We start from the raw sequence: 17696 nt of genomic DNA, 5'->3' as shown, positions 1-17696 counted from the left end.
CTCCGATGCAACTCACGAGTTGCATCAGGGACCGGCTGGTCGCGGCCGCACGTCCATGAGGCGCACGCACGTGCGCCCAGCTTCCGCGAGGGGTCACAACGCGCCGCAACCCATAGCGGAACGGTGTTGCGCTGAGAGGAACGCCTCGATAGCATGGCCGGACCGACGAGAAGGAGCTGGCATGAATGACCTGTTGATCCGCAACGTCCAGGTGGTCCGGCCCGACCACGACGATACGGTCATCGCCGACATCGCCGTGAAGGACGGGAAGATCGTCGAGGTCGCCGCCGATCTCGATCCGGCCGGGGCCTCGCGGGTCATCGACGGGCGAGGGCGGACGGCCTTCCCCGGCGCGGTCGACGCGCACCAGCACTGGGGCATCTACAACCCGCTCGACATCGACACGCGCAGCGAGTCGCGCGCGGCGGCGCAGGGCGGTGTCACGACCGGCATCTCCTACATGCGCACGGGCCAGTACTACCTCAACCGCGGTGGCTCCTACGCCGACTTCTTCCCCGAGGTGCGGGCGCTGACCGAAGGTCGCTCGACCATCGACTACGCGTTCCACCTCGCGCCGATGACCGCCGAGCACATCGACGAGATCGACGACCTCGTGACCGAGCACGGCGTCTCGTCGTTCAAGATCTTCATGTTCTACGGCTCGCACGGACTGCACGGACGCTCGTCCGATCAGAGCTCGTTCCTGATGACGCCGCCCGACGAGCGCTACGACTACGCGCACTTCGAGTTCGTCATGCGCGGCGTGCAGCGCGCCCGCGAGGCGCATCCCGAGCTGGCCGATCAGATCTCCCTGTCGCTGCACTGCGAGACGGCCGAGATCATGGCCGCGTACACGAAGATCGTCGAGGGCGGCGACCTGACCGGCCTCGAGGCGTACTCCGCCTCGCGTCCGCCCCACTCCGAGGGCCTGGCCATCACGATCGCCAGCTACCTGGCGCACGAGACCGACCTCGCCAACATCAACCTGCTGCACCTGACGAGCGCCAAGGCGCTGGATGCCGCGATGCGCATGGCCGCGACGTTCCCCCACATCGACTTCCGCCGCGAGGTCACGATCGCGCACCTCCTCGCCGACGTGACGACCGCGCCTCTGGGGGCGAAGGTCAACCCGCCCATCCGTCCGCGCGAAGACGTCGAGGAGCTGTGGAACCACGTGCTCGCGGGCAACATCGACTGGGTGGTCTCCGACCACGCCTGCTGCCGCGACGAGATGAAGTTCGGTGAGGATCGCGACGACGTCTTCCTCGCGAAGTCGGGCTTCGGCGGCGCCGAGTACCTGCTTCCCGGTCTGGTGTCGGAGGGCCTGCGTCGCGGACTCTCGCTGCCCGCGATCGCCCGCATGACCAGCCGCACCCCGGCCGAGCGCTACGGCCTCGGAGCGCGCAAGGGCCTGCTCGCTCCGGGCTACGACGCCGACATCGCCCTCGTCGACCTCGACTCGCCCTGGACGGTGCACGCCGAGGATTCGGAATCGAGCCAGGAGTACTCGGCCCTCGAAGGGTTCGAGATGACGGCCCGGGTCACCGACGTGCTGCTGCGCGGCGAGGAGATCCTCGTCGACGGTGCGATCGTGGGCGACCCGCGGGGCGAGTACCTGCACCGCCCGCTGAGCTGACCGGAGAGACGATGCCCGGGAGAGCGGCTGCGGCCGCGCCCGGGCATCGTCGCGTCCCGCCCAGGCGGAAAGAGGAACGACTCGCGGTCAGCGCCTCGGGCGGAAAGAGGATCGGCTCGCGGTCAGCGCACCGGCGGCACGATGCCGGCGATGACGAGGTCGTTCCACACCCGCTGCGCACGGATGCCGTCGCCTCCGACCGTGAACACGTCGACGTAGCGCACGTCGGCGAAATCGGCGCCGTCGAGACCCACCCCGTACAGCCGGCCGATGCTCGTCACGGTCCACGCCCCGTCGGCATCCGTCGCCACCGCGTACTCGTCGCGCCGCTTGCGCACCCAGGCGTACTGCGCGCGACTCGCTGCGACGAGCTCGTCGAGCGAGGAGTACACGACCGGGCCGGGGAACTCGATGCGGGGGATGCCGGGGGCCCAGAGCGCACTCGCCGAGGCGAGATCGCGGTCTTCGCAGAACTGCAGGTACCGGTCGACGAGGTCGGCCGCATCCTCCGACGTCGTGATCATCGGGTCGTCATCCTGCGACCGCTGTCGCGAGGGCGGGCGACGACGCGGCGGTGCGCAGCACGCCGCTCGCGGCGACCACGTCGAGTCGGTCCGACAGCGTCGACAGCAGCGTCGCCACCGCCTCGGGCGCGAGGGCGCGCTGCGCGTTGGTCGAGAACTTCACCGCGAGCTCGTCGTCGCTCAGCGGGTCGGCGGGACCACCGCGGTTCACGAGAACCTTCTCCACGACCGTGTCGCCCGCCGCGGTGGTGACCCGCAGCACGCACGGGAACTGGAACGGGTAGATCGCGTCGCACTCGGGCGACCCGACGACCTCGACCTTCGCCATGAGCGCGCGGCGCTCGGCATCCTGCGCCAGCTCGTCGGTGTAGTCGCCGAGACCCGCCCCGAGACCCTCGCCGCCGAACACGCCGACGGTCACCGCGAAAGGGCCCGAGAACTGCGCCTGATAGCCCGTCTCGGGACTCTGCTTGACCGCCAGCGGTTCGCCGATCGTGCGGACCGTGGGCGTCGCCACCTCGAGCGTCACCGCCGTGACGTCGGAGGGACGGATGCCGCGCTCGCGCACGCGCCGCGCCGCGTCGACCGCGGTGTGGGTGAAGTGGTTGGCGGGGTACGGCTTGAAGAAGATGCCGGGCACGGCCCACTCCTCGCCGAGTCCGTCGGTCACCGCGGCGAGGTCGACCCGCCCGTGCAGGAAGCCCTCGAACAGGCCGAAGCGGCCCTCGAGCGCGGTCGGAGGTCCGGTGAAACCGTGTCGCACCAGCTCGGCCGCGGTCGCACCGGCGTGCGCGGCCCACCCGCAGTGCATGCGCTTGACGGTGCCGCCGGTGCGGTTGGCCTCGATCACGCCCGACGCCATCGACGCCGCCACACCGATGACGTCGGTGAGCCGGTCGGCGTCGAATCCGTGCAGCATGCCCGCGGCGACGGCCGCGCCGATCGTGCCGCAGATCGAGGTGGCGTGCTGCCCATGCTCGAAGTAGATCGAGTTGTTGCTCTCGCGGTCGTAGCCGGCCATGCCGAGCCGCACGGTCACCTCGATGCCCGCCGCGACCGCGTCGAGCACGGCATCGCCTTCGGCGCCCACCGACTCCGCGACGGCGAGCGCGGCGGGGACCACGCCGGCCGACGGATGCAGGACGCTGGGCAGATGCGTGTCGTCGTAGTCGAGCGAGTGCGCGAGCACTCCGTTCGCGAAGGCCGCCCAGGCCGCCGGTACGCGCGCGGGCGCCCCCACGACGCTCGCCTGAGCGGCGCCGCCCTGCTCGGCGACGAACCGCAGGGCGGCCTGGCTCGTGGGCAGACGCAGCGCGGCGAGCTGCAGCCCGACGATGTCGATGATGCGCTGCCGGGCGCTGCGGCGCACGTCGTCGGGAGCTCCGCCGACCCGCACCTCGTGCGCGAAGGACGCGATCCGGCGGGTGACGTCGGCGCTCATGCCGCCGCCACGATCGCGAGCGGACGCACGGGCGAGCCCGTCGCCCCGACGAACTCGAGGGGCGAGACCACGAACACGAACGACCGGTGGCCGGATTCGGCGAGGCGCTGCAGGTTCATCGTCTCGATGATGTTGATGCCGTGCTCGACCAGCAGCACCCGGTGCGCGGGCAGCACCGCGTGCCCCTTGCCCGGGGCGATCTGCTCGAAGGCGATCGTGTCGGCCCCGACGGCGCTCGGTCGGCGCGCGGCGAGCCATTCCGCTCCGGCCTCTCCGACACCGGGCACACCCGAGTCGCGACCGATGTAGCGCTCGCGGTCGTCCCAGTTCCGGTCCCATCCCGAACGGACGAGGATGACGTCGCCTTCGCGCGGCTCGACGCCCTGGACGGCCACGGCCCGATCGAGGTCGTCGGGCGTGATCTCGTATCCCGGATCGCACTGCTCCACGCCCCGCGCCGACGGGATGTCGAGCAGGATGCCGGGCGTCACGAGCGGCCGCACCGTGTCGATGCCGAGCTGCGAGAAGCGTCCGCCGGAGACGGCGTCTTCGACCGGCACGCCGCCGTACAGCTCGCCGCAGTGCGACACGTGGGCGAGGGCGTCCATGTGCGTGCCGACGTGCGTTCCCATGCTGATGAAGTCGTTGGCGGCTGATCCTCCGTCGGGGCGGACCATGTCGCCGTGCCGCCGCTGCAGGGCGTGCGTGTAGGCCGGGTGGTTCGGCGACTGCGGCATCCCCGGCACGAAGGGACGACCGAGGTCGAAGATCTCGGTTCCGCGGCGGACGGTGTCGATGAGAGCGGTGGTCATCAGGGGGTGCTCCTCCTTGCGAGCAGCGCGCGGTGCCGCGCGACGATGGCGGGGTCGACGAATTCCCCCTGGAACGTCGTGGCTCCCGCCCCGGCGGCGAGCGCGTCGTCGGCCGCGGCGACGATGGCCTGGGCGACGGCGAGCTCTTCGGGGGAGGGCGAGAAGGCGTCGTGCGCGGCGGGGATCTGCCGCGGGTGGATGAGCGACTTCCCGAAGAAGCCGAGGGCCCGGGCCGACCGGGCCTCGCGCGCCACGGCATCCGTATCGTGCACGGCGGTGGTCACGCTGTCGATCGGGGCGAGCAGGCCCTGTGCGCGCGCCACCAGCACCAGGTGCGACCGCACGTGCAGGGTGGCCGTCGCATCGCCCCCGTCGGCGCCGATGTCGGCCAGGAAGTCGCTCGATCCGAATGCGATGCCGCTGACCCGCGCCGAGGCGGCCGCCGTGTCGGCGATGGCGAGCGCACCACGCGCCGATTCGACGAGGAGGGTCAGCGCGACCGAGCCCGGAGGCATGCCGCGCTGCTCCTCGACGGCCGTGATGGCGTCGTCGAGCCGGCGGATGTCGTCGGGATGCTCGGCCTTGGGCACCCGGAGCGCCTCGACCCCGGGCCACACGGCGGCGGCGAGATCATCGTGCGGCACCTCTCCCGCGATCGTGTTGATCCGCACGTGCACGCGGGTCTCGTCGGCCACGGCGGCTGAGGCGTACCGGGCGACGTGCTCGCGGGCCGACGCCTTGGCGTCGGGCGCCACGGCATCCTCCAGGTCGAGGACGATCGCGTCGGCACCGGAGTGCCGCGCCTTCTCGAAGCGATGGGGATCGGAGCCGGCCACGTAGAGGTAGCTGCGGTGGCTCCGGCGATCAGCGGACAACGCCGCGGCTCCTCAGCGCGTCGCGGTCCTCGGCGGCGATGTCGAGCTCGGCGAGGATGTCGTCGGTGTCCTGTCCGTGATCGCGCCCGGCGAAGCGGATGCCGCCCGGCGTCTCCGACAGGCGGAACAGCACGTTGTGCTGCAGCACGTCGCCGAGGTGGGGGTGCGCGACGCGCACGAGCGTGTCGCGGCTCTGCACCTGCGGATCGTCGACGATCTCCTTGGCCGAGTAGACGGCGGCGATCGCGGCTCCGGCGTCGGTGAACGCCTCGAGCACGGCGTCGCGATCGCGCTGCGCGATCCACCCGCCCACGTACTCGTCGAGCAGGTCGGCGTGCTGCGCGCGCGAGGAGCCGCGTGCGAACCACGGCTCGTCGATCACCTCGGCGTGGCCGACCAGGGTCAGCACACGGCGCGCGACGCTGTCGGCGCTGGTCGAGACGGCGAGCCAGTGCCCGTCGCGGCTGCGGTAGAGGTTGCGAGGAGCGTTGTTCGTCGAGCGGTTGCCCTGTCGCACCGGCACGACCCCGGTCTTGTCGTAGACGCTCGGCGCGGGACCGACCGCGGTGAGGATCGGCTCGAGCAGGCTGAGGTCGATCATCTGCCCGTCGCCGCCGTTCGCGTCGCGGTGGTACAGCGCCATGAGCACGGCCGAGACGGCCGCCATCCCGGCGATCGAGTCGGCAAGGCCGAAGGCCGGCAGCGTGGGCGGGGCGTCGGGCTGGCCGGTCATGTGGGCGAATCCGCTCATCGCCTCGATGAGCGTGCCGAACGCCGGTCGCGAGGCGTAGGGCCCCTCCTGACCGAACCCGGTCACCCGCAGCATGATGAGACGGGGGTTGAGGGCGTGCAGCTCGTCCCACCCCAGACCCCAGCGCTCGAGCGTGCCCGGGCGGAAGTTCTCGACCAGCACGTCGGCCGTGCGCACGAGGCGGCGGAAGACGTCGGCGCCCTGCGCGTCGCGCAGGTCGAGCGCGAGGGTGCGCTTGTTGCGGGCGACCTCGGTCCACCACAGCCCGACGCCGTCGACGGATTCGCCGTGCCCGCGCATGGCGTCGGGCCGCTCGGGGTGCTCGATCTTGATCACGTCGGCGCCGAAGTCGCCCAGGATCTGGCTCGCGAGGGGCGCGGCGAGGATGGTGGCGCAGTCGAGCACCCGCAGGCCCTCCAGTGGTCCGTGCGTCGTCGCCATGTGTCGCCCTCTCATTCGTTCCGCTGAGAGAAACGGTATTCCATTTTGCTTGCGGTCGTCAATCCGTCATGGCAAGTTAGATGTCGGCGGCCCCGTCAGGCGCCGTCGACGGACAGAGGGGAGTGCACCTCGGTGACCATCCGAAACGAACCGCAGCCGACGCACCGCACGGCCGTGATCGCCATCGACCTCCAGAGCGAGTTCATCGGCGCCGATGCGCTGTTCCCCGTCCCCGACGGGGAACGCCTCGTCGCCGAAGCCGTTCCCTTCCTCTCGCGGATGCGCGAGCTCGGAATCCCGGTGATCTTCACCGCGTTCGCCGTCCCCGACGCGCGGCCGCTCGGCCGCAGCACGGCGCGCTTCGGGAATCCGCGTGCTCATCGGTACCCTGACGCCGCGCTGTTGCCCGGGCTCGACATCGACGAGCGCGACATCGTGATCGAGAAGAGCCGCCAGAGCGCGTTCGTCGGCACCGGCCTCGACCTCCTGCTGCGCAGGCTCGGCGCCGACCACCTCGTCATCCTCGGGGTCACCACGCACTCGTGCTGCCTCGCGACGGCGATCGATGCGGCGGCCCTCGACTTCGACGTGACGGTCCTCTCCGACCTCACGGCGTGCCCTCCCGTACCGGCGAAAGACGGGCTGCCGCCGATGACGGCCGACGAGGCCCACACCGCGGCGCTTCAACTCGTCGCCTACAGCAGCGCCCAGGTGGCGACCTCGGCCGACGTCCTCGACGCGCTGCGACCGGAGCTCGCCCGGTGAGCGGCGCACGGGCACGCGTGGCCGCCCTGGGTGCGGTGTACTCCGACCCCGCGGCGCTGCGCGCCCTGCAGGAGGAGCGCTTCGCCGCGCAGCTCGATCGGCTGCGCACCCGGCATCCGCGCTACCGCGAGATGCTGCAGGGCGCCGAGGTGGCGTCGCTGGACGACTTCGCGCGCATCGCTCCGACCGGCAAGTCCGATCTGGCGTCCGACCCCGAGGCGTATCGGCTCGACGCCGCCGACCCGTCCGACATCCTGTGGGACATCGCCTACACGTCAGGATCGACCTCGGCTCCCACGCCGATCTTCCAGACCGCGCGCGACTTCCGCGCCATCCTCACCGCGCAGCTGCACATGGCCGCGATCCGCGGGATGAGCGCCGACGACCGCATCGCGAACCTCTTCCCGCTGACCACCCAGCCGCACGGCGCGTGGACCCGGGCGAACCACGCCGCGGCGGCACTCGGATGCGAGCTCGTCGTCGGCCTCGGCGGCGCGGCCGCCGACGACTATCCGGTCACGCGGCGCACGACCGAGATCGTGCGGATGCTGGAGCGCACACAGCCGACCGTGCTCTGGGGCGTGCCGAGCTACCTCGCGCGCATCCTCGAGGCGGCGCGCAGCGCCGACGTGCCGCTCACCGGCATCCGCATGTTCGCCGCCTCCGGCGAAGCGTGCCCTCCCGCCCTCCAGGCGCAGCTCACGCAGCTCGCCGCCGAGGTCGGGTCGCCGGATGCCGTCGTCTCGAACAGCTTCGGCGCGTCGGAGCTGCAGTGCGGTCTCGTGGAGTGCGTGCCGGGCACGGGCTTCCACAACCCGGCGCCCGATCAGTTCTTCTTCGAGACGATCGACGACGACGGGGCACCCACGTCCGACGGAGAGCCCGGGCGGCTCGCCCTCACCCACCTCGACCGACGCGGCACCGCCTTCCTGCGCTACGTGCTCGGCGACGTCGTCGAGTACACGATCGAACCGTGTCCGGAGTGCGGCTGGGCCGGCGGACGCGTCGTCGCCCACCATCGCCGCGAGGGCAGCATGGTCAAGGTGCGCGGCAACCTGTTCGACGTCACCGTCCTGGGCGCGGCGGTCGGCGCCGTCGACGGCGTGCGCGAGCACCAGGCGGTCGTGCGCACGGCATCCGACGGCATGGACGAGCTCGTCTTGCGGGTCGTCGAGACGGCCGACGGCGCGCTCGATGCGGATGCCGTGCAGCGGGCCGTGCGCGCCGCGATCCGCGTCACCCCGCGCGTGGAACGCGTCGCCCTGTTCGACATCCACGGCGCCACCGGCTCACTGAAACCCCGCAGATTCGTCGACGAAAGGTCGTCCTGACATGTCCGAAACCCGGAAGACGCCGCGCATCGACGCGGTCTGCAACCTGTACACCCCCGAGGTCGTCTCGTCGCGGCCGTCATGGTCGACGAGCTTCCTCGGCGGCAAGATCGGAGCCGGCGAAGGCACCCTCGGCGGGCTCTCGGTCGAGCAGCACATCGACATGATGGACGAGGCCGGCGTGGATCGGGCCTTCCTGATCGCCCCGAAGATGGGACGGGTGGGATTGCCGACGAGCTGGCGGCTCGATCCCGCCGCCGTGATCGATGCGGTGCAGAAGTACCCCGACCGGTTCTCGGGGCTCGCCGGGATCGACCCGACCGAGGGCGTGCGCGGCACCCGCGAGCTCGAGATGCTGGTCAAGGAGTACGGCTTCATCGGTGCGCACATCTATCCGCACTGGTTCGAGCTCGCACCCGACCACCGCCGCTACTACCCCTTCTACGCCAAGGCGATCGAGCTCGACATCCCGGTGCAGATGCAGGTCGGCCACTGCCTGCGCTACTCCGACGAGGCGCCGCTGCCCAGCGTCGGCCGACCGATGACCCTCGACACCATCGCGTGCGAACTGCCCGAGGCGAAGCTCGTCGGCATCCACGTGGGCTGGCCGTGGACGGAGGAGATGATCGCGGTGGCCTACAAGCATCCGAACGTCTACATCGGGACCGACGCCTACGCGCCGAAGCACCTCGACCCGAAGCTCATCCACTACATCAACACGTTCGGCCGCGAGAAGGTGCTGTTCGGCACCGACTTCCCGGTGATCCGCCCGCAGCGCGCGATCGAGGAGTTCGAGGCGATGGACCTGCGGCCCGAATCGCTCGACGCACTGCTCGGCGGCAACGCGGCCCGCCTGTACGGACTCGACGCATGACCGCGCGACGCGCCTACGCCGACGTCGCGCACGGGCAGATCCACGTCGTCACCGCGGGCGACAGCGGCCCGTGGGTGGTGCTGCTGCACGAGAGTCCGTTGTCGTGGCGCGTCTACGAGCCCGCGATCGAGCCGCTGGCGCAGCACTTCCGCGTCATGCTGCCCGACACCCCGGGCTACGGCGGGTCGACGCCGGGAGAGCGGTCGTGGGAGGTGCCCGACTACGCGGCCGCCCTGCTCGTCGCGGTGCGACAGACGGTGGGCGACGAGCCCTTCATCGTGCTGGGCTGTCACACGGGGGCCTCGATCGCCCTCGAGGTCGCCCGCCAGGCCGAGGGCCAGGCGCGGGGAGCGGTCTTCCTCGGTCTGCCCGCCTACGACCCCGAGACCCGGGCCGACCGGCTCGCCCACTGGGCGCCCGACAAGGCGGTCTCCCCCGACGGGTCGCACCTCGCCGACATGTGGGACCGCTACACCCGCATCTGGGACGCCCCGCCCCTCGCGGCGAAGAACCGGGCGGTGCTCGACGCACTCGGCGCGCTGGAGCACTACAACTGGGGCTACAACGCGACCTTCCGCTACGACCCGGTGCCGGCCCTCGTCGCCCTCGGCATCCCCGTCCTGTTCCTCACCGCCGAGCACGACGCCCTCGCCGACGCCGATCGCCGGTGCGCGGAGATGATCGGGGCGCGGCTGGCGAAGCTGCCGGGCCTCCCGGGCCAGATCGGCGTGCGCGCGCCCCAGCGCCTGGCGGACGAGCTCCACGCCTTCGCGGCGACGCTCGACGCCTGACGCCGCCCGCGGGCGACGGCTCAGAGGGGCATCGTCGCCCCGAAGCGTCCGGCGCCGAGCCGGCTCAGCGGGTCGACCGTCTGCGGGTCGATGCGCAGACGACCCTTGCGGTCCTGCCCGACCGCCTCGTCGCTCACCCAGGCGAGCTCCGCCCGCGCGATCACGAGGATCTGGGCTCCCGGCTCGTCGGTGAGCTCGACGCGCCGCGTGACGGTGCAGCCGAAGGCGACCGGGCTCTCCGCGAGACGCGGCAGCGGGAACTCCCACGACGCGTCGAGGGCGTCGTCGACCGACGGGTCGTCGAGCTCGCTCTCGTCATTCGGCAGCGGCGCCGCCGATGCCTGCACACCGGCGTGCTGGCGGCGGCCCGGGATGTGCACGACCAGCGGGGCGCCGATCATCGCGTTCGCATCGGTGTCCTTCACACGCCCCCCGAGCCGGTTGCCCACGCTGAACGCGAGGAGCGCCGGGTCGGAGGCGATGGCCGTGAAGAACGAGAACGGTGCGAGGTTCAGCCGCCCGGTTCCGGCATCCGCACTGAGCACCCAGGCGATCGGCCGGGGCACGACGGTCTGCGTGAGCAGGTGATAGGCGGCGACCTCGTTCAGCGAGGAGAAGGGGATCAGCATGGGATGACCGACGACCGGGTGCCTCGTCGTCGACGGGGCGCCCGGTCTTCTCGAGAGGTCAGTCCTCCGGCGCCCAGGACTCGGCCAGGTCCAGCACTTCCTGACGGTCGAAGTCGTTCATCTGCGCGACGTACTTGTCGGTCCAGACCTTCTCCAGATCGACCTCCTGCTCGAGGTTGCCGCTGGCGATGGCGAAGTCCTGCACGCCCTGCAGCACGTCGGGCTCGATGACGCCGAAGTCGCCCCACTCGAGGGGATCGCCCTCTTCGGGCATCACACTGGCGATCCAGGCCGAGAACGTGCGGGTGTCGTTCTCGATGTTCTCCTCGGGGTCGCCGGACTCGGGCAGCTTCTCGGGGTAGTACTCGTAGCCGATGCGGACGGCGGCCTCGGGGTTCGCGTACGAGAACAGCAGGCCCTTGTAGATGGCGCGGGCCGCACGGGCGAGCACGTCGCTGTCGCTGTTGATGACGTCAGCGCTGGCGGTGAGCGCGATCGAGGGCATCTCGTCGAACAGCGCGGGGTTGTCGAAGTACCGGAACTCCGCCCCGCCGTTCTCCAGCGCCGCGTACATCTCGGTGTACAGCGCCAGCGCGTCGATGTCGCCGTTGTCGAGGGCGGCGAGCGCCGGAGCACCCGCGCCGACCGGCACGAAGGTCACGTCGGAGTCGGGGTCGAGCCCGTTCTCCGACATCCATGCGCGGGCGAAGGCGTTCGACTCGGATGCCAGGGAGATGATGCCGACCGTCTTGCCCGCGAAGTCCTCGGGGTCTTCGATGTCGGAGTCGGCTCCGACCGCGAGCACCCAGGGGTAGTTCTGGGCGATCGCGCCGTATCCCTGCACGGGCACCCCGGTGTTGACCGCGGCCATGATCGAGACGACGCCGGCGTTGGTGTAGTCGGCCGAACCCGATGCGACGACCTGGATCGCGGCGGTCGAGCCGTCGGCGAGCTCCTGGGTGACGGTGAGTCCTTCTTCTTCGAAGAAGCCCAGCTCGTCGGGCACGGCCCACATGCCGATCTGGGTGGAACCGGGCACGGCCGCCGCGCCGACGTAGACGAGTTCGGCTTCTTCTCCGGCGCCGGAGTCCCCGCCCCCGCTGTCGCCGCCTTCCGCCGCCGCGCACCCGGTGAGGAGCAGCGCCGATGCTGCCAGGGCTCCTAGTGCTGTTCTGAACTTCATGTTTCCTCCAGGGGTACGGTGTTCCACTGAACGGTACGTTCCCGACTCAAGATAGGTCGACCCCGGGGCAGTGTCAACAGTCGCATCCAGATGTTGCCTGCCTGTAACACGCGAAAGAACGTGCGTCGGCGCACGCCGCATCACCGCCGGAGAAAGGCGGTGCGCAGAGACCGAGGCGTCGCCCGGTCGGATCGTCAGTAGATGTCGCCGCGGAAGCCGATGTCCTGCGAGATCGACGCGGCGGCGCTGTGGATGCGACCCGAGTAATCGGCCACCGCTTCCGGCGTGAACCGGTCGGCGGGTCCGCAGACCGATGCCGAGCCCCAGACCGAACCGTCGGCGAGACGGATGGCACAGGCGACGGATGCCGCGCCGAGCTGGCGCTCGCCCCGCGAGTAGGCGTAGCCGCGCTCGCGCACCTCGGCGACCTGGTCGAGCACGCGGGCGGTGTCGATGGCCGGCTCGGCGGCGGTGCCCTCGTCGAGGATCGAGTGCACCTCGTCGTCGTCGAGTGCGCCGAGGATCGCGAGCGACGATGCGCCGCGGTAGAGCGGGAACTGCGACCCGATGCGGATCGACATGTGGATCTCGCGCGGGGAGAGCTGCTGCCTGACGTAGGTGCGGTGATGGCCGATGCGCGCCGAGAGCGTCGCCGTCTCGTGGGTCTCCTCCACCACCCGCTGCAGGTACGACGCGGCGATCTCGGGCACGTTCATCCGCTCGAGCGCGGCGAGGCCGACGACGAGCGCGCCCGAGCCCAGTCCGTAGCGCTGACTGCCGTCGTCGTACGAGAAGAAGTCGCGGGCGACGAGGGTGCGCACGATCCGATGCACGACCGCCTTGGACATGCCCGTCTCGCGGGCGAGCTGCGAGATGCCCATGTCGGGCTCGCCGTGAGAGGCCATCGTGGAGATGATCTGCAGTGCCCGGTCGACGCCGGTGCTCACCGTCTCGACGCCGTTCGCTTCCTTCGGCAACGGATCCCCCTCTTCTTGCTCCGCCGGGTACCGGCGGCTAGCCCAGCAGGATACTACCGGGGAGCTCCGTGCTAGCGTTCGCTATACAGGAACAGTATTCCGAATACTAGCCGACTCCCCGCGAGAGGTCCGCTTCATGACGACATACACGCCCGCCCTCCGACCTGTGCACGACGCCGCCGACGCGGCGTTCGACCGCAACATCGAAGAGCTCCGAGCCCTGTGCCGCATCCCGAGTCGCCGCTGGCAGCCCGAGGCGATGCAGGAGGCGAGCGAGTTCCTGGTGCAGAGCCTGCGTGCGCACGGGGCCGAGGCGCGCAGCATCCCGTGGGCCGACAGCCACCCCTACGTGCTCGGCCGCATCGAGGCCGCCGAGGGCGCGCCCGTACTGCTGCACTACAACCACTACGACGTCGAGATCGAGCCCGCCGGCGACGACCGCGACCTCGAGCATCCGCCGTTCGCCGCCGAGATCCACGACGGCAAGCTCTACGCGCGCGGCGTGGCCGACGACAAGGCCGCCCTGCTGTCGCGGGTGCACGCCGCCCGGGCATTCGCGGATGCCGGCCTCCCGCTCCCGACCACCGTGGTCTTCCTGCACGAGGGCAAGGAGAGCCTGCACAGCCCCGGGCTCGCGAGCTTCGCGGCGGCGCACGCCGACGAGCTGCGCTCCGATGCGACGCTGTGGGAGAACTCCTGGTTCGACGACAGCGGACGGCTGCTGCTGAAGCTCAGCGAGAAGGGTCTGGTCTACGTGCGGCTCACCGTGCGCAGGCTGCGCCGCGACGGCAGCTCGCAGAACTCGAGCGTGCTCCCCCACGCCGCACTGCGCCTGGCGCACTGCCTGGCGTCGCTGCAGGACGCGCAGGGACGGGTGCCGCTGCCGGGATTCGCCGACGACGTGCGCGGCGTCGACGACGAGACGCTCGGCCTCATCGACGAGGCCGAGTTCGACGCCGAGCGCCTGGGCGAGATGATGGGGCTCGACCCGACGGCGTTCGGCGACGACGCCCCGCGATCGCTGCGGCTGAAGCCGACGCTCACGATCACCGGCATCGAGTCGGGCAGCCCGGTCGACTCCGTGACGCTGCGGCTGCCCGCCGCGGCATCCGCCACCCTCGAGTTCCGGCTCGTCCCCGGTCAGTCGTCGGAAGCCGTGCTCGACGCCCTGCGCGCGCATCTCGCGGCGCAGGGCTTCGACGACGTCGAGATCGAGGTGATGGGAACCACCGAACCGCATGCGACCGATCATCGCGATCCCTTCGTCGAGCTCGTCGCCGCCGCGGGTGAGCGGGCCTTCGGCATCCGTCCCGCCATCGAGCCGCTCACGCCGCTCGTGGGCAACCAGGCCGCCCTCGCCGGTCCGCCGATCGTGGGCATCGGCGTGGGGCGGGCGTGGGGTGCATCCGACCCCAATCAGCACGTGCGCCTGGAGGACTACCGTCACGCGGTGCACCACGTCATCGAGATCATGGGAGCGCTCGGCTCGACCGGTTCGTCTATTGACGCCTCCGGGAGCACCGTCTAGTCTCGCAATACAGGAACGCCGTTCCTCTGAACGGAATGGTCGCTCAGCCGAAGGGAAATCAGCATGGCGCAGACTGCCACGAAGAACGCGGCGAGCGAGGTCGATCCCAGCCGCTGGATCGTCGTCGACGATGCCACCAAGGTCTACACCACCCGCACCGGCGAGAAGGTCCAGGCGCTGACCGAGGTGTCGCTCACGGTGCAGCGCGGCGAGTTCGTCAGCCTCGTCGGCCCGTCCGGATGCGGCAAGACCACGCTGCTCAAGATCCTCGCCGGCCTCATCCCGCACTCCTCCGGATCGGTCTCGATCGCCGGCAAGACGGTCAAGGGCCCCATGCGCGAGACGGGACTCGTCTTCCAGGCGCCCACCCTGTTGCCGTGGCGCACCATCCTCGAGAACGTCATGCTGCCGGTCGAGGTGCAGCGGCTCGACCGCAGCGTCTACCGCAAGCGCGCGATGGACCTGCTCGAGATGGTCGGCCTCGACGGGTTCGAGAAGAAGTATCCGTCGGAGCTGAGCGGCGGGATGCAGCAGCGGGCCGGCATCTGCCGCGCCCTGGTGAGCGACCCGGAGGTGCTCCTGATGGACGAGCCCTTCGGAGCACTCGACGCCATGACGCGCGAGTACATGAACGTCGAGCTGCTGAAGATCTGGAAGGAGTCGGGCAAGACGATCGTCTTCGTCACCCACTCGATCCCGGAGGCCGTGTTCCTCTCCGACCGCGTCGTCGTCATGTCGCCGCGCCCGGGCAAGATCGAGGAGATCCTCGACGACGACCTCCCGCGTCCGCGCGCACTGCAGATGATGAACTCCCCCGAAGCCGGCGTCTACACCAGCCGCATCCGCACGTATTTCAACGCCGAAGGAGCGATCGATTGACCACCTCGACTCGCACGCTGGCCGTGCCGGAACTCTCCGCTGAGCCGTCTCGCGGCGCCAGCCTGAGAGGACGACTCAAGGAGAAGCCCGAGTACGTCCTCGTCCCGCTGATCTTCATCGTCGGCGTCGCGCTGTGGGAGGGCCTGACCGCCCTCCTCAAGGTGCCCGCCTACATCCTCCCGCCGCCCAGCGCGATCGTGCGGGCGCTCATCGGCCACGTGCAGACCAACACCTTCTGGGAGAACCTCGGCGTGACGCTGCAGGAGATCGGGATCGGCTACCTCATCGCCGTGATCATCGCCTTCGCGCTCGGCATCCTGATCTCCCAGGTGAGGATCATCGAGAAGGCGATCCTCCCCTACGTCGTCGCGTTCGAGACGATCCCCAAGATCGCCCTCGCCCCGCTGTTCCTCATCTGGTTCGGCTTCGGGCTGCTGTCGAAGATCGTGATGACGGCGTTCATCTCCTTCTTCCCCATCCTCATCAACGTGATCGAGGGTCTGCGATCGGTCGACCAGGACAAGCTCGAGATGATGCGCTCGCTCGGCGCGTCGAAGTACCAGATCTTCCTCAAGCTCCGCCTGCCGAACGCGGCGCCGTTCATCTTCGCCGGCCTCGACCTCGGCATCATCTTCGCGGTGATCGGCGCGGTGGTCGGCGAGTTCGTCGGCGCCAAGGCCGGCCTCGGCTACCAGATGCTGCAGTACAACTACGACTTCAACGTCGCGAGCATGTTCGCGATGCTGATCGTGCTGTCGCTGCTCGGCATCATCGGCCACACGATCATCCGCCTGCTCAAGCGCAAGTTCGCGTTCTGGGCGGCACCGAGCGGGCACTGACACCGCGATGACGCAGCACGACCTCATCATCGTCGGCGCGGGCACGTCGGGCATGGCCGCCGCCATCGCGGCCGGCGAGGCGGGAGCACGGGTCGCACTGCTCGATGCGGCGCCGGAGTGGGGCGGCACCCTGCACGTCGCATCCGGCTGGTTGAGCGGTGCCGGAACGGCGATCCAGCGGGCGCACGGAATCGACGACACCCCGGCCGCGCACCTCGACGACCTGATGCGCATCTCGAAGGGCACCATCGACCCGGTCCTCGCCGGCAAAGCCGTGCAGCTGATGCCGGGAGCCGTCGACTGGCTGATGGAGCGCGGCTTCGCGCTCGCGCCCGAGTGCCCCCTCTACGGCTTCAACCACGAGCCCTACACCGAGCGCCGCTATTACGTCGGCACCGACTGGGCGCGGTCGATCCTCGCGGTGCTCGACGCGCAGCTGCGTCCGCTCGTCGATGCCGGCCGGGTCGACTTCCGGCCCGGGCATCGGGTGACCGCGCTGCTGCGGGAGGGGTCGCGCGTGGTCGGAGTCCGCGTCTCGCACGCCGACGGCGAGAGCGAGCTGACGGCCGCGCACACGATCATCGCCAGCGGCGGCTACAACGCGAACCCCGAGCTCTTCGAGCGCATCTCGGGACGCACGCTCTACGCCGACGACGCGTATCGCCGGTCGCAGGGCGACGGGCACCTCATGGTGCAGGCGGTGGGCGGACGGCTGCGCGGCGCCGAGAACTTCTGGAGCTCGTTCGGCGCCGTCCTCGACGGATACGACTACCCCTCGGCGACGCTGTGCCGGCCCGAGCACCGCCCCGAGGTGCGCGACCCGTGGGAGATCACGGTGAATCGCCGGGGAGAGCGGTTCGTCGCCGAAGACGAGCCGAGCGTCGACGCCCGCGAGAGCGCCCTGCTGGCGCAGCCCGAGCAGATCCGGCACATCGTGTTCGACGAGGCGATCCTGCGCGACGCCCCGCCGCTCATCCCGGGCTGGACCGCCGACGACATCCGGGCCCGGTGCGGGCAGCATCCGATGTTCCACTCCGCGGCGACGATCGACGAGCTGGCCGCGAAGATCGACGTCCCGGCCGACTCCCTGCGCGACACGATCGCCGCGTACAACGAGAATCTCGACGGCGAAGACCCCCTCGGCCGCATCGTGCGCCCGCGGCCGATCGCGCAGGCCGCGTATCACGCGATCACCGTGCACGCCACCTCGGTCACGAGCGCGGCCGGCATCGCGGTCGACGAGCAGCTGCGCGTGCTCGACGGCGACGGAGAGCCCATCGAGGGTCTGTACGCCATGGGCGAGAGCCTCGGATCCGGGATGCTCCAGGGCCAGGCCTTCTGCGGCGGGATGCTGGCCACGCCGGCCCTCGCCTTCGGCATGGCGCTGGGCCGCGAGCTCGCGCCCGCCTCCTGACCCGCT

Annotated in this window: 17 protein-coding genes; 9 read left to right on the top strand and 8 right to left on the bottom strand. The window is 70.6% G+C overall.

Features of this window, described 5'->3' with window-relative positions; genetic code table 11:
• The first annotated feature begins 181 nt into the window (after nt 1-181).
• Nucleotides 182-1636 carry a dihydroorotase gene (locus AB3M90_RS12130; RefSeq protein ID WP_412952266.1) on the top strand — a complete coding sequence of 485 codons (1455 nt, stop codon included), beginning with the start codon at nt 182-184 and terminating at the stop codon, nt 1634-1636.
• A 122-nt stretch (nt 1637-1758) separates the two neighbouring features.
• Here the strand turns inward: AB3M90_RS12130 and AB3M90_RS12125 are convergent, their stop codons facing one another.
• Genes AB3M90_RS12125 through AB3M90_RS12105 form a run of 5 tightly spaced genes read right to left on the bottom strand, consistent with a single transcriptional unit; the run spans nt 1759 to nt 6480 of the window.
• Entirely contained in the window at nt 1759-2160 is a 402-nt protein-coding gene (locus tag AB3M90_RS12125; RefSeq protein ID WP_412952264.1) for a hypothetical protein, read from the bottom strand.
• 7 nt (nt 2161-2167) lie between these two features.
• Complete coding sequence (locus AB3M90_RS12120) at nt 2168-3601, bottom strand: MmgE/PrpD family protein (RefSeq protein WP_412952263.1); 1434 nt, start codon at nt 3599-3601, stop codon at nt 2168-2170.
• Nucleotides 3598-4413, bottom strand: coding sequence for a cyclase family protein (locus AB3M90_RS12115; protein WP_412952261.1), 816 nt, complete (start codon nt 4411-4413; stop codon nt 3598-3600). The genes AB3M90_RS12120 and AB3M90_RS12115 overlap by 4 nt, the downstream gene beginning before the upstream one ends.
• Complete coding sequence (locus AB3M90_RS12110) at nt 4413-5288, bottom strand: HpcH/HpaI aldolase/citrate lyase family protein (protein WP_412952260.1); 876 nt, start codon at nt 5286-5288, stop codon at nt 4413-4415. Before AB3M90_RS12110 ends, AB3M90_RS12115 begins: the two co-directional genes overlap by 1 nt.
• On the bottom strand, nt 5278-6480 hold the full coding sequence (locus tag AB3M90_RS12105; RefSeq protein WP_412952258.1) for a CaiB/BaiF CoA transferase family protein: 1203 nt from the start codon (nt 6478-6480) through the stop codon (nt 5278-5280). The genes AB3M90_RS12110 and AB3M90_RS12105 overlap by 11 nt, the downstream gene beginning before the upstream one ends.
• 132 nt (nt 6481-6612) lie before the next feature.
• On the opposite strand from AB3M90_RS12105, the gene AB3M90_RS12100 reads away from it, so the two are divergent.
• Genes AB3M90_RS12100 through AB3M90_RS12085 form a run of 4 tightly spaced genes read left to right on the top strand, consistent with a single transcriptional unit; the run spans nt 6613 to nt 10241 of the window.
• Entirely contained in the window at nt 6613-7245 is a 633-nt protein-coding gene (locus AB3M90_RS12100; protein WP_412952257.1) for a cysteine hydrolase family protein, read from the top strand.
• Entirely contained in the window at nt 7242-8576 is a 1335-nt protein-coding gene (locus AB3M90_RS12095; protein ID WP_412952255.1) for a phenylacetate--CoA ligase family protein, read from the top strand. Before AB3M90_RS12100 ends, AB3M90_RS12095 begins: the two co-directional genes overlap by 4 nt.
• Before the next feature lies 1 nt (nt 8577).
• Nucleotides 8578-9450: an amidohydrolase family protein gene (locus AB3M90_RS12090; RefSeq protein WP_412952254.1), complete on the top strand. Its 873-nt coding sequence runs from the start codon at nt 8578-8580 to the stop codon at nt 9448-9450.
• Complete coding sequence (locus AB3M90_RS12085; protein ID WP_412952253.1) at nt 9447-10241, top strand: alpha/beta fold hydrolase; 795 nt, start codon at nt 9447-9449, stop codon at nt 10239-10241. Before AB3M90_RS12090 ends, AB3M90_RS12085 begins: the two co-directional genes overlap by 4 nt.
• Before the next feature lie 20 nt (nt 10242-10261).
• On the opposite strand, the gene AB3M90_RS12080 is transcribed toward AB3M90_RS12085, so the two are convergent.
• From AB3M90_RS12080 to AB3M90_RS12070, 3 genes are all read right to left on the bottom strand, one after another.
• Nucleotides 10262-10870, bottom strand: coding sequence for a flavin reductase family protein (locus tag AB3M90_RS12080; RefSeq protein WP_412952251.1), 609 nt, complete (start codon nt 10868-10870; stop codon nt 10262-10264).
• A gap of 58 nt (nt 10871-10928) precedes the next feature.
• Nucleotides 10929-12053 (bottom strand): ABC transporter substrate-binding protein, encoded by a 1125-nt coding sequence (locus AB3M90_RS12075; RefSeq protein ID WP_412952250.1) that lies wholly within the window; start codon nt 12051-12053, stop codon nt 10929-10931.
• A gap of 194 nt (nt 12054-12247) precedes the next feature.
• Complete coding sequence (locus AB3M90_RS12070) at nt 12248-13030, bottom strand: IclR family transcriptional regulator (protein ID WP_412952248.1); 783 nt, start codon at nt 13028-13030, stop codon at nt 12248-12250.
• Nucleotides 13031-13166: 136 nt separating this feature from the next.
• Between AB3M90_RS12070 and AB3M90_RS12065 the strand changes: the two genes are divergently transcribed.
• The 4 genes from AB3M90_RS12065 (at nt 13167) to AB3M90_RS12050 (ending at nt 17690) form a co-directional block, all read left to right on the top strand.
• Nucleotides 13167-14558 carry a M20/M25/M40 family metallo-hydrolase gene (locus AB3M90_RS12065; protein ID WP_412952246.1) on the top strand — a complete coding sequence of 464 codons (1392 nt, stop codon included), beginning with the start codon at nt 13167-13169 and terminating at the stop codon, nt 14556-14558.
• Between the two features lie 63 nt (nt 14559-14621).
• On the top strand, nt 14622-15437 hold the full coding sequence (locus tag AB3M90_RS12060) for an ABC transporter ATP-binding protein (protein WP_412952244.1): 816 nt from the start codon (nt 14622-14624) through the stop codon (nt 15435-15437).
• A complete protein-coding gene (locus tag AB3M90_RS12055) occupies nt 15434-16276 on the top strand; it encodes an ABC transporter permease (protein WP_412952243.1) in 843 nt (280 codons plus the stop codon). Before AB3M90_RS12060 ends, AB3M90_RS12055 begins: the two co-directional genes overlap by 4 nt.
• A gap of 7 nt (nt 16277-16283) precedes the next feature.
• Nucleotides 16284-17690, top strand: coding sequence for an FAD-dependent oxidoreductase (locus AB3M90_RS12050; RefSeq protein ID WP_412952242.1), 1407 nt, complete (start codon nt 16284-16286; stop codon nt 17688-17690).
• Nucleotides 17691-17696: the final 6 nt, after the last annotated feature.

Source organism: Microbacterium martis (assembly GCF_047246685.1).
Classification (GTDB): domain Bacteria; phylum Actinomycetota; class Actinomycetes; order Actinomycetales; family Microbacteriaceae; genus Microbacterium.
This window is presented reverse-complemented; position numbering and strand designations above follow the sequence as displayed.